The sequence below is a fragment of the Kribbella sp. NPDC026611 genome (assembly GCF_040638345.1).
GTDB lineage: Bacteria > Actinomycetota > Actinomycetes > Propionibacteriales > Kribbellaceae > Kribbella.
The window spans coordinates 396,121-409,275 of sequence record NZ_JBEZYC010000004.1 but is presented as its reverse complement, the minus strand read 5'-3'; the positions used below and the strand labels follow the sequence as shown (position 1 = coordinate 409,275).

The window sequence follows — 13,155 nt, the reverse complement described above, 5'->3', positions numbered from 1 at the left end:
TCTTGCACCTCACACCAATGTGAAGTCCGAGCATCAAGGTCTCCGCTGAAAGGAACCTCATGCACTGGCTGTATCTCGCCGTCGCGGTCGTCTTCGAGATCGCCGTCGCCCTGTCCGCCGGCAAGGCCGAGGGCTTCACCAACCGCGGCTGGACCGCCGCGACCCTCGTGACCGGTGCCCTAGGCACCTACTTCCTCGGCCGCGCCCTCCTCACCTTCGACGTGGGCGTCGGCTACGCCCTCTGGACCTCCCTGGCAGGCGTCGGCATCACGCTCCTCGGGGCGCTGCTGTTCGGCCAACGCCTGACATGGCGCAAGGCAATCGGCATCGCCCTGGTCATCGGCGGCGTAGTCGGCCTCCAACTCTCCCTCTGATCGGACCGCCCCATGACAACCACCCGCGCCGCCTGGCCCACCCTCCTGCTGGCCGGCGCCTTCGAAATCGGCTACGCCCTCTCGGTCGCCGGCAGCCACGGCTTCACCGCGTGGACCTGGTCCGCAGCCGCCCTCATCTTCTTCCTACTCACCCTCTGGACCTTGAGCCGCGCCCTCCGCACCATCGAGGTAAGCACTGGCTACGCCATCTGGGCCGGCACCGGCTCCGTAGGCACCGCCCTCCTCGGCCCCGCCCTCTTCAACGAACCCTTGACCTGGCCCAAAGCCCTCTGGCTCACCGTCATCATCACCGGCATCATCTGGTTAAAGCTGGCCGACCGCGCTGATTAAGTCCGTTGCCCTGGTCGCGCTCCGGTGGCTAGCGTCCGCGGTGTGAACGATCCGAAGCAGGTGGTACGACGCGGGTACGACGTCCTCTCCCGCCGGTACGACGAGTCGACCGGCGCGGAGACGAAGTACGCCCTCACCACCGGCCACACCCCCTGCTGGTCCCAGCGAACATGACCGTCCCTATCGAGGAGATCCGCGTCCGACACCGCACAGGCCAGTGGTGCCCTGGCGTTCGGACCGGACGGGTCGCCGCGTACGACGTACGAATCCTGCCCGGGTACCAGGTAGCCGGACGACCGACCATCGATCGCAGCTACCTACTACTTGACCAGGGCATCCAGCTGACGCGACCGGTCGTCTTCGAAGGCCCGGTCGAGGGCTGGTGGTACGTCGACATAGTCGACATCGAACACACCGACGCCGGACTGATCGTCCACGACCTGTACGTCGACTTCCTGGTCCCACCGGATGCCACTCGCTACCACGTCCTCGACCTGAACGACCTGGCCAAAGCCCTCACCCACGGCGACATCACGCCAGCGCAGTGCGCGGCAGTCCTCACCACAACCCAACAGTTCATCAACCACCACCTACGCGCCGACCCCACCTCCGTCGACGCCCCAACCCACTTCCCACCACCAGCCATCACGCCACTCGAGCCCCTCCCCTCCTTCTACAACGAACCGGCCTGACCGTGCGAGGTCTGCTCTTCGAGAGGTCATTCTTCGATCTCCAAGCCTTCTGGGTCGACCGCGTCGTCGAACTAGCGCACATCGACCGAACCACCGCCTGGCACGACTGGACCAGCACCTCAGCGCTCGTGACCTCGGATGGCTGGCAGGCGATCGACGAAGCAGTGCACAACGGCGATCCAGCCGAAGCAGCACACCGATCATGGCTTGCCCTCCGAGCCACCTTGGGTGCGCCGCAGCACGGCTGCTTTCTGGTACGAACTCGAAGACGATGGCCGCCAACTCCGCCTGCACTTCGCGAACCGCGAAGGGCCGGGCGCTCTGGGTCCAAGCCGACATGCAGCACGTCGCGCGGAACTGGCCAGCGCCATCGAGGACGCCCGCAGGACTTCACCACAGGCCGATCGGCTCCGGGGTGGTTCATGGCTGTACCACCTACCCGGCTATCGGGCACTCTTCCCGCCCAGCTTCCTGGCTGGAGCGACCGAGGCCGACACTCGGCAGGAGGTCGGACAGCTGGCGCTGTGGGGTCAATTCGTCAGAGGTGACGGCAAGCTGTACCAACCCCGCACCAAGCAGTTCGTCCAAGCTTGCAAGGAAGCCACCCACCTCAGCGCCCTCATCGCAGCCTTCCCCCTGAAGAAGCTGAACGTAGTCGGCCCTCTCGACGACGTACTCACCTGGGTCGGGCGCCCGTGAATCAATCAGGTGACCAATCCACAGCTCCACTGCGATGTACGGCAGGCACCGAACCACTCCCCCAGCCGCGCCGCACCACCAAGCGACTGATCCGCAGGGATCTTCTCCTCGCTGCCGATGCACTTCGCTGGACAAGGTAGGCGCGACCAGCGACAGCACGCCGCCGAATACGGCGAGAAGAACAGCCGCGAAGCGCTACCCGATCGCGCTGCACGTGTACTGCGAAGCGCGGTGAACGCCCGCCGAGGCTTAGACGGTGTCCTCCGCACGAGACGTGTCGGCGTGACCACGTCCGCGCGCCGCGGAGCGGCCAGAAGGACTGTCGCCGCAAAGCGGTGTCCGATCAACGGTCCACGTTGCAGGTTTACGACGGCGCGACCCGACGCACGCCCCGCCGAAACTCATCCGGTGTCACGCGCGTGACACCTCCCGGCGACATCACCTCAGAACGCCGCGGAGCGGCCAAAGACAGCCGCCGCGAAGCGGTGACCGATCGCCGCGACGGAGGTGGTCAACCGCGCGAAACACCAGTCGGCCGCACCACCTCCGCGCGCCGCGGAGCGGCCAGAAGAACAGCCGCCGCGAAGCGGTGTCCTTTGGAGGCGGCGGGGCCTCGTGGGGTCCCGCCGCCGTTTTAGTCTTTGATGCCGGATTGGGTTACGCCTTGGATCAGGTAGCGCTGGAGGAAGGCGAAGATGAGGATCAGGGGGAGGATCGAGACTGCTACCGCCATGAACAGCTCGTGGATGTTGATGGTTTGGGCTGTGACGAAGGTGGACATTGCCACCTGGATGGTCCAGGACGACGAGTCCTGGCCGATCACCAGCGGCCACAGGAACGAGTTCCAGTTGGCGATGAAGGTGATCGCGGCGATCGCGGCGAAGAACGGCAGCGAGTTCGGTACGACGATCCGCCAGAAGACCCCGAAGTACCCGGCCCCGTCGACCCGCGCCGCTTCCTCCAACTCGCGCGGGAAGCCCAGGAAGTACTGCCGGAACAGGAATGCCGCGAACCCGCTGAACAGCGTCGGGATGATCAGACCGCGCAACGACGAGACCCAGCCGAGCGACGACACCACGATGAAGCTCGGGATGAAGGTCACCGCACCCGGAATCATCAGCGTCGCGACGATCGCGTAGAAGATCTTGTCCGCGTGCTTGTACGGAATCCGCGCCAGCCCGTACCCCGCCATCGATGCGAGCAGCAGCTGCCCCGCCGTACCGAGGATCCCGACCACCGCCGAGTTGTACAGCGCCCGCGCGATCGGCACCTCGGTGTCGGCGAAGAGCTGGCGAAGGTTGCCCCACTGCAAATGCGCCGGGAACAACGTCCAGTCCGGTGCCGTGATGTCGGCCTCGGACGACAGCGCGTTCCGCAGGATCAGGTAGAACGGCAGCAGGAACAGCACGACCGCGATGAACAGCGCGATCCACCGCAGCACGGTCCCGATCCGGCCGGCGATGCTCTGGCTGAAACCGATCGGCTCCAGCGTTCCCGTCGTACGTTCGCCGACAGCCATCTCAGTCACCCGCCCTTCCGAAGCCGAAGATCCGGTTCTGCAGCAGCGTGACCAGCATGATGATCACCGCGAGGATCAGGGCACCCGCCGAGCCGTGGCCGAGGTCCTGGATCGACCCCAGCGAGATCCCGTACAGGTACACCAGCGGTGGCCGCGCGTAGTTCGCGGCCGGCCCGATCAGGTTGTAGAACTCGTCGAACGCCTGGTACGCCGCGATCAGGTTCAGGATCAGCACCGACACCGACGTCGCCCGCAGCTGCGGCAGCGTGATGTACCGGAAGACCTGCCACCCGGGCTTCGCCCCGTCGACGTACGCCGCCTCGTACAGCGTCGGCGAGATCCGCTGCAGACCGGCGATGAACAGGATCATGTAGAACCCGAGCTGCAGCCACAGCCGGACCGTCACGATCGGCAGCCAGTACCACGGCGGGTCGACCGTCGACAGCCACGCGATGTTGTCGATCCCGAACCACCCGAGCACCGTGTTCGCCAGCCCGAACCGGACGCCGTTGAAGATCGACAGCTTCCAGATCAGCGACGCCACGACGTACGAGCACGCGGTCGGGAGGAAGAACACCGACCGGAAGAACGCCCGCGCGACCTTCACCTGGTTCACCAGCAGCGCCAAGGCCAGCGACAGCACGAACGTCAGCGGCACGATGAACACCGCGAAGACCGTGAACGTGCCGAGGCTGGACACGAAGTTGTGGTCGCTGAGCATGTCGATGTAGTTGTGCAGGCCGACGAACTTCGACGGCGTGGCCGTGTTGTACGCCTCGAAGAAGCTGAGGACGAGGCTCCAGATGATCGGCAGGTAGGAGAAGAACAGCAGACCGATCACGAACGGCCCGACGAACACCCAGAACCACAGGGTGTTCCCGGCAATACCCTTCCGCCGCCGGCGCCGGCCCCGCTGCTCACCAGGAGCAGCGGGATCGGTCCGGCTCTCGACCGTAGCGCTCATCCGAACAGCCGCGTCAGCTCGCTGTTGACCGTCTTCTCCGCCTTGGCGATCTCGGCGGCTGGGTCGGCTCCCTTCTTGATCACGTTGGTGAGCAGATCGGTGAACGCGGTGCCCATCTTCGGGGTCCAGGCCGGGTTGTCGGTGTGGCCGTAGTCCTGGTTCAGCTTGACGGTGTCGGCGGCGACGCCGCTCTGCAGCTTGGACGCCTTCGCGGCCAGGCTCTTGCGCGGCGGGATGTGGAAGCCGTAGCTGAGCGACCAGTCCTCCTGGTACTCCGACTTGTCGATCCACAGCCACTTGACGAACTTCTTGGCCGCGTCGACGTTGGCGCTCTTCGCGGACACGAACTGGGTCCAGCCGCCGGAGTACACGGCCGGCTTGCCCTCCGCGTCCAGCTTCGGGAACGGGATCACGCCGAGGTCGTCGCCGAGCGCCTTCTGCATGCCCGGCACCGCCCACATGCCGATCCACTGCATCGCGACCAGGCCCTGGTTGATCGCGGTCGGGTCCCACCAGTCCGTCGGCGCGCCGAGCAGGACGCTCTTGCTCGCGTAGAGCTCGTGCAGCTTCCCGAACGCCTTCGCCGCACGCTCTCCGGTGAAGCCCGGCTTGTGGTCGTCGGTCAGGAAACTCCCGCCGGACGACCACAGCGCCGGGCCGCCCATCGCGTTGCCGCCGTCGTTGCCGACGAACATGCCCTTCACCTTGTTGGTGGTCAGCTCCTTGGCCGCCGCGATCAGGTCGTCGATGGTCTCCGGCGGCTTGATGCCGGCCTTGTCGAGCATCGACTTGCGGTAGTAGATGACCTGCGGGTCGATGATCATCCGGACGCCGTAGATCTTGCCGTCGAGGGTGTTGGTCGCGAGGTCGCCGGGCAGGAAGTCGTCCTTGACGTCGGCCATGATGTCGTCGAGCGCCACTACCTGGTTGCTCTTCACCATGCCGATGTTGAACTGGCTCTCGAACACGTCGGGGCCCTTGCTGGACAGCAGGCCGGAGGCGAGCTTGCTCGTGTAGTCACCAGGCGTCCACTGCACCGCGACGTTCGCGTCCGGATACGCCTTGGCGTACTTCAGCGCGGCCTGCTGCGTACCGGTCTCGCCGTACTGGTGGTACCACTGCGACAAGTTGACCTTCGCACCACCTCCGCCGCCACCGCTCGACGCAGGTCGGCCGGTATTACCACCGCAGGCCGCGGTCAGCGCCGCGAGCGCGGCCAGACCACCGGTCCGCTTGAGCAGATCCCGCCGGGACAGACCGGCGTTCGGAACATGAGCAGGCATGAATTCCACCTTCCCGAGAGCGACGTCGCAGGGGTACGACGCCAGCGGTTCCGAGTTACTTAACGGCGTTAAGCATCTCCGATTTCGCACACGGTACAACACCAACCAACACCGCGACAGCCTTCGTCACAGCACGTTTCTGGCACGGATACCGCCCTGAGGGAAGACACCACGCCCGCCGGATCGAAGTCAATCGTTGTAGAAGTGTCAGAAACCATGACCCAAAAGCGCGCTTGGCGCAAGACCGAACGCGCTCTTATTTGTTCGAACGTGTGGAATGTTGCTCGGACGCTACCAATCTGTGATCAGTTAACCGGTTAGCCAGACCAATTCCCGACCCGGCGCCTTCAGTTGAAGGTTTCACCGGATTCGGCCTTGGCGACCAGCGACGCCGGCGGCCGGAAGCGATCCCCGTACGCCGCCGCGAGTTCACGGGTCCTGGATACAAAGGACGGAAGCCCGTACGCGTTGACGTACTGCAGCGCGCCGCCATGGAGCGGCGGATACCCGATACCGAAGATCGAGCCGATGTTCGCGTCCGGCACCGAGCGGAGAACGCCCTCGTCCAGACACTTGACGGTCTCCAGCGACATCGCGAAGAGCAGCCGCTCCTGTACGTCGATCAGCGGGAGGTCCTTGGCGGGTCCGAAGTGATCCCAGAGCCCGCGCCACAACCTCTTCGGCCCCTCGGCCGGGTACTCGTAGAACCCGGCACCCGCAGCCTTACCGCGGCGGTCGAATTCGTTCACGAGGCGATCTGTCACCGCCATACCCGGATGGTTGTCGAAGGCACCCGCGCTGTCGCCGGCCGCGCGGGCCGCGTCCCGGATCTTCTGCGGGAGCGTGAGCGTGACCTCGTCCAGCATCGCCAGCGGCGGTGCCGGGAAGCCGGCCTGGGTGGCGGCACGCTCGATCAGCACCGGATCAACGCCCTCGGCCACCATCGCGGCGCCCTCCATCACCAGCGTGCCGAACACCCGCGAGGTGAAGAACCCGCGCGAATCGTTGACCACGATCGGCGTCTTCTTGATCTGCCGGACGACGTCGTACGCGCGGGCGATCGTGCGGTCGGACGTCTTCGCCCCGACGATCAGCTCGACCAGCGGCATCCGGTCGACCGGCGAGAAGAAGTGCATGCCGATGAAGTCGTCCGGCCGGTCGATCCCGTCCGCGAGCGTGGTGATCGGCAGCGTCGAGGTGTTCGAGCAGAGCAGCGCGTCCGGCTCGACCACGCCCGCGACCTCGGAGAACACCTTCTGCTTCAGCGAACTGTCCTCGAACACGGCCTCGATCACCAGGTCGCACCCGGCCAGATCGTTCGGATCCGCGGTCGGCGTGATCCGGCTCAGGAACTCTTCCACCTCGGCCGCCGGAAGCCGCCCCTTCGAGACCTGCTTGGCCAGCAGCTTCTCCGAGTACTCCTTGCCGCGGGCCGCCGCCTCGAGAGACACGTCCTTGAGCACCACGTCGATCCCGGCCTTGGCGCAGACGTAGGCGATCCCGGCGCCCATCATCCCGGCCCCCAGCACCCCGACCTTGCGCGCCGCGAAGCGCGGTACGTCGGCCGGCCGCGACCCGCCGGCGTTGATCGCCTGCAGGTCGAAGAAGAACGCCTGGATCATGTTCTTGGCGATCTGCCCGGTCGCGAGCGAGACGAAGTACCGCGACTCGATCCGGGACGCGGTGGCGAAGTCGACCTGGCTGCCCTCGACGGCCGCGCTCATGATCGCCCGCGGTGCGGGGTAGGCGGCGCCCTTGAGCTGCTTGCGCAGGTTCGCCGGGAAGGCCGGCAGGAACGCGGCCAGTTTCGGCGACGCCGGCGTCCCGCCGGGGATCTTGTACCCGTCCCGGTCCCACGGCTGCTTCGCGTCCCCGTCGTACGCCGCGATCCACCGATAGGCCGCATCCAGCAGGTCGTCGGCCGGCACGACCTCGTCCACGATGCCGACACTCAAAGCATGCGACGGCTTCATCCGCTGCCCCTGCAGCAGAACCTTCATCAAAGAGTCCTGCAGCCCGAGCATCCGCACTATCCGCGTCACGCCACCGCCGCCCGGGAGCAGACCCAGCGTCACCTCGGGTACGCCGAGCTCGATGCGAGCGTTGTCCGCGACAATCCGGTGGTGACAGGCGAGCGCGATCTCGAGCCCGCCGCCGAGCGCGGACCCGTTGATCGCCGCGACCACCGGTACGCCGAGCGTCTCCAGCGTCCGGAGCTGCCGCTTGATCTCCTCGACCGTCTCGAACACCTGCGCGGCGTCCGACGGCTGGATCTGGGACAGCATCTGCAGGTTGCCGCCGGCGAAGAACGTGGACTTCGCGCTGGTGATAACCACCCCGCGGAGCGAGTCCTTCTCGGCCGTCAGCCGCTCGATGGTCGCACCCATCGCCTCGACGTACGCGTCGTTCATCGTGTTCGCCGACGCGTCCGGGTCGTCCAGGGTGAGCGTGACGACGCCGTCGGTCTTGGTCCAGGAGATCATGCCGCGAGCCTCTCGATGATCGTCGCGACGCCCATCCCGCCGCCGACGCACAGGGTGGCCAGTCCGTACCGGAGCTCGCGCCGCTCCAGCTCGTCCAGCAGGGTTCCGATCAGCATCGCGCCGGTCGCACCCAGCGGGTGGCCGAGCGCGATCGCGCCGCCGTTCACGTTCACCTTCTCGTGGGGTATGCGGAGATCCTTCATGAAGTGCAGCACCGCTGCCGCGAACGCCTCGTTCATCTCGAACAGGTCGATGTCCGCAACGTCCAGGCCGGCGCGAGCCAGCGCCTTCCGCGCGGCCGGCGCGGGGCCGGTCAGCATGATCGTCGGGTCCGCGCCGCTGACGCCGACCGACACCACCCGGCCGCGCGGCGCCTGACCGAGCGCCATCCCCGCCTTCTCGTTGCCGACGGCAACCAGCGCGGCGCCGTCGACGATGCCGGACGAGTTGCCCGCGTGGTGCACGTGGTCGATCCGCTCGACGGTCAGGTACTTCTCCAGCGCGACCGAGTCGAACCCGCCGTGCTCCCCGATCGCCGCGAACGACGGCTTCAGGCCAGCGAGCGTCTCGACGGTCGTGCCCGGTCGGACGAGCTGGTCGTGGTCGAGGATCTGCAGGCCGTTCCGATCGGCGACCGGTACGACGGAGCGTGCGAAGTACCCGTTGGCCCACGCCTTCGCGGCGCGCGCGTGTGACTCGGCGGCGTACGCGTCGACGTCCGTCCGGGAGAAGCCGTCCATGGTCGCGATCAGGTCCGCGCTGATCCCCTGCGGGATGAAGTTGGTCTGCAGCGCGGTCTCCGGGTCCATCGCCCAGGCGCCGCCGTCGGAGCCCATCGCGACCCGCGACATCGACTCGACCCCGCCGGCCAGAATGAAGTCCTCCCAGCCGGACCGGACCCGTTGCGCGGCCTGGTTGACGGCCTCGAGGCCGGAGGCGCAGAACCGGTTGAGCTGCACGCCGCCGGTGGTCTCCGGGTAGCCGGCCATCAGTACGGCGGTGCGCGCGATGTCCATGCCCTGGTCGCCGATCGGCGTGACCACGCCCAGCACGACGTCGTCGATGGCCGCCGGATCCAGCTCCGGGTGCCGGGCGCGCAGCTCCTGCAGGAGCCCGGTGATCAGCTGGATGGGCTTGACCTCGTGCAGCGCGCCGGTCGGCTTGCCCTTGCCGCGCGGTGTCCGGATCGCGTCGTACAGGAAGGCTTCACTGGTCATGGGACCGATTGTGACAGTTGAACTGTCATGATGGTCAAGCCGGGGTCGTTATGATCTCCGCCATGTCGGAGGCCTCGGGGGAGTTCACCACGCACGACGCGACGCTGACAGTCGACGAGCTGTCGGCGCGGGTCGGCATGACGGTACGGACGCTGCGCTTCTACGCGGGTCGTGGGTTGATCCCGCCACCGATCCGGCGCGGCCGGGTCGGGTACTACGGTCCGGAGCACATCGCGCGGCTCGACCTCGTCCGCGAGCTCCAGGCACACGGCTTCACCTTGCAGGCGATCGAGGGCTACCTCGAACGCATCCCGGACGACGCAACTCCGCAGGACATTGCGCTGCACCGGACGCTGCTGACGCCGTGGATGCGCGACCTGCCGGAGACGCTCGACCGCGCGACGCTGGTACGGCGGACCGGGCGCGAGCTGACCGATGACGACATCGAGATGCTGGTCGCTCTCGGCGTGGTCGAGCCGACGCCTGACGACGATGTGTTCCAGGTGGCGACCGCTCATCTCAGCCTCGGGGTCGAGCTGCTCGACCTCGATCTCCCGGTCGAGGCTGTGCTCGACGCGGGGCGGATCTTCACCGAGCACGGCCGGGCAATCGCCGAGGAGCTGACCGAGGTGTTCCGAAACAAGGTGTGGCCGCACTACCGCGACTCGGGCGGGCCGCCGGAGCACATCCAGCGGCTGGTCGAGCGCTTCAAGCCGGTGACGATCCAGGGGCTCGTGCTCGCGTACGAGCGCGCGGTCGGCGAGACGCAGCGGGACACGATCCGTCGTACCGGGAGCAAGAAACTGCATGGCTGATCTGCACCAGGCGTTGAACGCGGCGCTGTCTAGTGCGTCGGATCTCAACAGCTCGTTCCAGCGGTTGAGTGCGCGGTACCGCGAGGAGGTGGCGGCGACGGCGCCGATCCTGCAGTCGGCGGGTGATGTGGTCACGTACGCGGCGTACCGGATGCCGGCGACGTTTGCTGCTGTCCGCTCAGCTCTGACGGAGGCTGCGTTGCTGCAGCCGGGGTTCGCACCGGTCAGTCAGCTGGACATCGGTGGTGGGTCGGGGGCGGCGGTCTGGGCGGCGGCCGAGGTGTTTCCTTCGATCAGCTCGGTGACGGTCTACGAGCAGGTGCCAGAGGCGATTGCCTTGGGCAAGAAGCTGGCGATGGAGGCGGACGCGGCGGCGGTTCGCGGAGCGCGGTGGGTCCGGGGATTCATCGATGACTTGGCGGGCCTCGAGGACGTTGACCTGGTCACGGTTTCGTATGTACTGAGTGAGCTGTCGGGCGAGCAGCAGCAGGAGCTGGTCGGATTGTTGGCGCGGTCTCGTGCGGTTGTGCTGCTGATCGAGCCGGGGACGCCGAAGGGGTACGAGCGGATCGTCGCGGCGCGGGACGCGTTGGTCGCGGCGGGGCGGTCGGTGGTAGCGCCCTGTCCGCAGGATGGAGCGTGCCCGATTCCGCGCGGGAAGGACTGGTGTCACTTCTCCAGCCGGGTCAACCGCAGCTCGTTGCACCGGCAGACCAAGGGCGGGGTGCTGGGCTTCGAGGACGAGAAGTTCTCGTACGTCGTGACTGCCTCCGGGGCGAATCATCCGCAGAACCGGGTCGTGCGGCATCCGCAGAGCCGGAAGGGCATGGTGTCGCTCCGGTTGTGCACCGGCGAGGGCTCGCTGGAGGAGCGGATCGTGTCGAAGCGGCAGGGACCGCTCTACAAGGCTGCTCGCGATGCGGAGTGGGGGGACGCCTGGCCGCCGGTGGACTAGCTGGTGGACTAGCTGGTGGGCACGCGGAGGTAGGTGAGGCCGCGGAGGTCGAGGTAGGTGTCGTTCGGGGTGGTGACGACGCGGAGCAGGACGGACTCGCAGCCTGAGCAGCGGGCGACCATGCCGGGCGCGTCGACATACACATGGGACTCGGCGAAGACGGTGGTCTGGCCGCAGCCGTTGCACTGCGCGACGGCCGCGGTCAGGTCGACGGCGAACAGCTCGCTCAACGCGCCTGCGGCCGCATTGCCGTCCAGATAATCCATGTCGGTCATCGCGGGCCTCCAGTCGGTCCGAAACGTTCGGTTCGTACTCGCGCCGGGTCGTGCCCGGCGGCGACCAGCAGATCGGCGACGGTCTCGACGAACGGCGTCGGACCGCACACGTACGTCGTCGGCGACTCCGACGCCGGCAGCGTGTGCTGCATGATCGTCTCCGCATCGATCCGGCCCACCCGCGGCTCCCCCGCCGGCGCCTCGCGCGTGTAGACGAGCCGCACGTCGACGTCGTCGGACGCGGCCAGCTCCTTCAGGTCTTCCACGTAGATCACCGACTGCGGACGCCGTACCGAATAGAGCAGCCGGAAGTGGGCCGAGCTCGACGCGCCTGCGTGGGCGCGCAGCATCGCCCGCAGCGGTACGACCCCGGAGCCGCCGCCGATCAGCTGGACCGGCCCTTCCTGCTCCGGCTTCCACACGAACCAGCCACCGACCGGGCCGCGGATCTCGAGCGGGTCGCCGACCTTCAGCACGTCGACGAGGTACGGCGAGACCTCACCGTCCGGGACCTGCTCGACCGTCAGCTCGATCGTCGTACCGTCCCAGGCCGAGGCGACGGAGTACGACCGGGAGGCCCGGTATCCGTCGTCAGCGGTCAGGCGGACGTCCAGGTGCTGCCCGGCGAGGTGGCCGGGCCAGTCCGGTACGTCGAGGACGATCGTGCGCGCGGTCTCGGTCTCCCGCCGTACGTCGACGACCGTGGCCACCTGCCAGGTCAGTCGCCGGCGTATCGCTGTTCTTTCCATGGGTCTCCGTACTCGTGGTAGCCGGCGGTCTCCCAGAAGCCGAGGTCCTCGGTGTCGGACAGCACGAGGCCGCGGACCCACTTCGCGCTCTTCCAGAAGTAGAGGTGCGGGACGAGCAGCCGGGCCGGACCACCGTGCTCGGGGTCCAGCGGCTCACCGTCGAACTCGTAGGCGAGCCAGGACTGACCGTCAAGCAGGTCCTCCATCGGCACGTTGGTGGTGTAACCGCCGTAGCTGTGCGCCATCGCGTAGTCCGCGCCGGTCTCGACGTCCGCGAGCAGCGTGTCCAGCGAGACACCCTTCCAGGTCGTCTGCAGCTTCGACCAACGCGTCACACAGTGGATGTCCTTGGTGACTTCCTCAGCCGGCAACGCCATCAACGCAGCCCAGTCCCACCGGTACTTCTCACCCGCCTCGGTGGTGACGACGAACTCCCAGTGCTCGGTCTGAATGTGCGGCGTAGGCCCCGCCGACAACACCGGAAAGTCCCGCGTCAAGTACTGCCCCGGCGGCAGCTCCGACCCACTCCCCCGCCGCCCGGTGAACCCCGGAGACACAATCCCCATCCCAACCTCCCTCAACACTCCTCCCCGAAGTCAACCACGCCACCCCCCAATCCGTGACCCCAACCCACAACCTCATCTCAGCCACCGACCTTGGCCGAGCGCCTGCGGCCCGTGTGCGCCGAACTCTCCAGACCTTCTCTTCGGCCTTCATGCAGCCGACCACCGAAGCCAGCCACTATTCTAAATCTCTTATCTTTCCCTTGTTTTGCTCTT

At 67.1% G+C, this 13,155-nt stretch carries 15 protein-coding genes; 7 read left to right on the top strand and 8 right to left on the bottom strand.

Going from position 1 to position 13,155, the window contains the following annotated elements:
• Positions 1 to 59 precede the first annotated feature (59 nt).
• From AB0E69_RS19065 to AB0E69_RS19045, 5 genes are all read left to right on the top strand, one after another.
• Positions 60 to 374 (top strand): multidrug efflux SMR transporter, encoded by a 315-nt coding sequence (locus tag AB0E69_RS19065; RefSeq protein ID WP_360147084.1) that lies wholly within the window; start codon positions 60 to 62, stop codon positions 372 to 374.
• Positions 375 to 386: 12 nt separating this feature from the next.
• Positions 387 to 725 (top strand): multidrug efflux SMR transporter, encoded by a 339-nt coding sequence (locus AB0E69_RS19060; protein ID WP_360147081.1) that lies wholly within the window; start codon positions 387 to 389, stop codon positions 723 to 725.
• A 42-nt stretch (positions 726 to 767) separates the two neighbouring features.
• Complete coding sequence (locus tag AB0E69_RS19055) at positions 768 to 899, top strand: hypothetical protein (protein WP_360147079.1); 132 nt, start codon at positions 768 to 770, stop codon at positions 897 to 899.
• The gene (locus AB0E69_RS19050; RefSeq protein WP_360147076.1) at positions 896 to 1,417 is read left to right on the top strand and encodes a DUF402 domain-containing protein; all 522 of its coding nucleotides are present in this window, start codon (positions 896 to 898) and stop codon (positions 1,415 to 1,417) included. Before AB0E69_RS19055 ends, AB0E69_RS19050 begins: the two co-directional genes overlap by 4 nt.
• A 228-nt stretch (positions 1,418 to 1,645) precedes the next feature.
• Positions 1,646 to 2,116, top strand: a complete 471-nt coding sequence (locus AB0E69_RS19045) for a hypothetical protein (protein ID WP_360147073.1) — start codon at positions 1,646 to 1,648, stop codon at positions 2,114 to 2,116.
• A gap of 634 nt (positions 2,117 to 2,750) precedes the next feature.
• Here AB0E69_RS19045 and AB0E69_RS19040 read toward each other — a convergent pair.
• The 5 genes from AB0E69_RS19040 to AB0E69_RS19020 form a co-directional block, all read right to left on the bottom strand.
• Positions 2,751 to 3,635: a carbohydrate ABC transporter permease gene (locus AB0E69_RS19040; RefSeq protein ID WP_360147070.1), complete on the bottom strand. Its 885-nt coding sequence runs from the start codon at positions 3,633 to 3,635 to the stop codon at positions 2,751 to 2,753.
• Between the two features lies 1 nt (position 3,636).
• Positions 3,637 to 4,599, bottom strand: coding sequence for a sugar ABC transporter permease (locus AB0E69_RS19035; protein WP_360147067.1), 963 nt, complete (start codon positions 4,597 to 4,599; stop codon positions 3,637 to 3,639).
• Positions 4,596 to 5,882: a sugar ABC transporter substrate-binding protein gene (locus AB0E69_RS19030; protein ID WP_360147064.1), complete on the bottom strand. Its 1,287-nt coding sequence runs from the start codon at positions 5,880 to 5,882 to the stop codon at positions 4,596 to 4,598. Before AB0E69_RS19030 ends, AB0E69_RS19035 begins: the two co-directional genes overlap by 4 nt.
• 347 nt (positions 5,883 to 6,229) lie before the next feature.
• Positions 6,230 to 8,365, bottom strand: a complete 2,136-nt coding sequence (locus AB0E69_RS19025; RefSeq protein WP_360147061.1) for a 3-hydroxyacyl-CoA dehydrogenase NAD-binding domain-containing protein — start codon at positions 8,363 to 8,365, stop codon at positions 6,230 to 6,232.
• On the bottom strand, positions 8,362 to 9,582 hold the full coding sequence (locus AB0E69_RS19020) for an acetyl-CoA C-acetyltransferase (protein WP_360147058.1): 1,221 nt from the start codon (positions 9,580 to 9,582) through the stop codon (positions 8,362 to 8,364). The genes AB0E69_RS19025 and AB0E69_RS19020 overlap by 4 nt, the downstream gene beginning before the upstream one ends.
• Positions 9,583 to 9,644: 62 nt before the next feature.
• On the opposite strand from AB0E69_RS19020, the gene AB0E69_RS19015 reads away from it, so the two are divergent.
• Both AB0E69_RS19015 and AB0E69_RS19010 read left to right on the top strand, forming a co-directional pair.
• Positions 9,645 to 10,397, top strand: coding sequence for a MerR family transcriptional regulator (locus AB0E69_RS19015; protein ID WP_360147055.1), 753 nt, complete (start codon positions 9,645 to 9,647; stop codon positions 10,395 to 10,397).
• Positions 10,390 to 11,352: a small ribosomal subunit Rsm22 family protein gene (locus AB0E69_RS19010; protein ID WP_360147052.1), complete on the top strand. Its 963-nt coding sequence runs from the start codon at positions 10,390 to 10,392 to the stop codon at positions 11,350 to 11,352. Before AB0E69_RS19015 ends, AB0E69_RS19010 begins: the two co-directional genes overlap by 8 nt.
• A gap of 8 nt (positions 11,353 to 11,360) precedes the next feature.
• Here the strand turns inward: AB0E69_RS19010 and AB0E69_RS19005 are convergent, their stop codons facing one another.
• From AB0E69_RS19005 to AB0E69_RS18995, 3 genes are read right to left on the bottom strand one after another with little or no spacing between them, the layout of a single operon-like run.
• Positions 11,361 to 11,627: a DUF6510 family protein gene (locus AB0E69_RS19005; protein WP_360147049.1), complete on the bottom strand. Its 267-nt coding sequence runs from the start codon at positions 11,625 to 11,627 to the stop codon at positions 11,361 to 11,363.
• Complete coding sequence (locus AB0E69_RS19000; RefSeq protein ID WP_360147046.1) at positions 11,624 to 12,376, bottom strand: ferredoxin reductase; 753 nt, start codon at positions 12,374 to 12,376, stop codon at positions 11,624 to 11,626. The genes AB0E69_RS19005 and AB0E69_RS19000 overlap by 4 nt, the downstream gene beginning before the upstream one ends.
• The gene (locus AB0E69_RS18995; protein WP_360147043.1) at positions 12,346 to 12,942 is read right to left on the bottom strand and encodes a sulfite oxidase-like oxidoreductase; all 597 of its coding nucleotides are present in this window, start codon (positions 12,940 to 12,942) and stop codon (positions 12,346 to 12,348) included. The genes AB0E69_RS19000 and AB0E69_RS18995 overlap by 31 nt, the downstream gene beginning before the upstream one ends.
• Between the last annotated feature and the right edge of the window lie 213 nt (positions 12,943 to 13,155).

Coding starts and splice junctions, on each gene's coding strand:
- AB0E69_RS19065 (WP_360147084.1), top strand. CDS start 60: ATGCACTGGCTGTATCTCGCCGTCGCGGTCGTCTTCGAGATCGCCGTC.
- AB0E69_RS19060 (WP_360147081.1), top strand. CDS start 387: ATGACAACCACCCGCGCCGCCTGGCCCACCCTCCTGCTGGCCGGCGCC.
- AB0E69_RS19050 (WP_360147076.1), top strand. CDS start 896: ATGACCGTCCCTATCGAGGAGATCCGCGTCCGACACCGCACAGGCCAG.
- AB0E69_RS19040 (WP_360147070.1), bottom strand. CDS start 3,635: ATGGCTGTCGGCGAACGTACGACGGGAACGCTGGAGCCGATCGGTTTC.
- AB0E69_RS19035 (WP_360147067.1), bottom strand. CDS start 4,599: ATGAGCGCTACGGTCGAGAGCCGGACCGATCCCGCTGCTCCTGGTGAG.
- AB0E69_RS19030 (WP_360147064.1), bottom strand. CDS start 5,882: ATGCCTGCTCATGTTCCGAACGCCGGTCTGTCCCGGCGGGATCTGCTC.
- AB0E69_RS19025 (WP_360147061.1), bottom strand. CDS start 8,365: ATGATCTCCTGGACCAAGACCGACGGCGTCGTCACGCTCACCCTGGAC.
- AB0E69_RS19020 (WP_360147058.1), bottom strand. CDS start 9,582: ATGACCAGTGAAGCCTTCCTGTACGACGCGATCCGGACACCGCGCGGC.
- AB0E69_RS19015 (WP_360147055.1), top strand. CDS start 9,645: ATGTCGGAGGCCTCGGGGGAGTTCACCACGCACGACGCGACGCTGACA.
- AB0E69_RS19010 (WP_360147052.1), top strand. CDS start 10,390: ATGGCTGATCTGCACCAGGCGTTGAACGCGGCGCTGTCTAGTGCGTCG.
- AB0E69_RS19005 (WP_360147049.1), bottom strand. CDS start 11,627: ATGACCGACATGGATTATCTGGACGGCAATGCGGCCGCAGGCGCGTTG.
- AB0E69_RS19000 (WP_360147046.1), bottom strand. CDS start 12,376: ATGGAAAGAACAGCGATACGCCGGCGACTGACCTGGCAGGTGGCCACG.
- AB0E69_RS18995 (WP_360147043.1), bottom strand. CDS start 12,942: ATGGGGATTGTGTCTCCGGGGTTCACCGGGCGGCGGGGGAGTGGGTCG.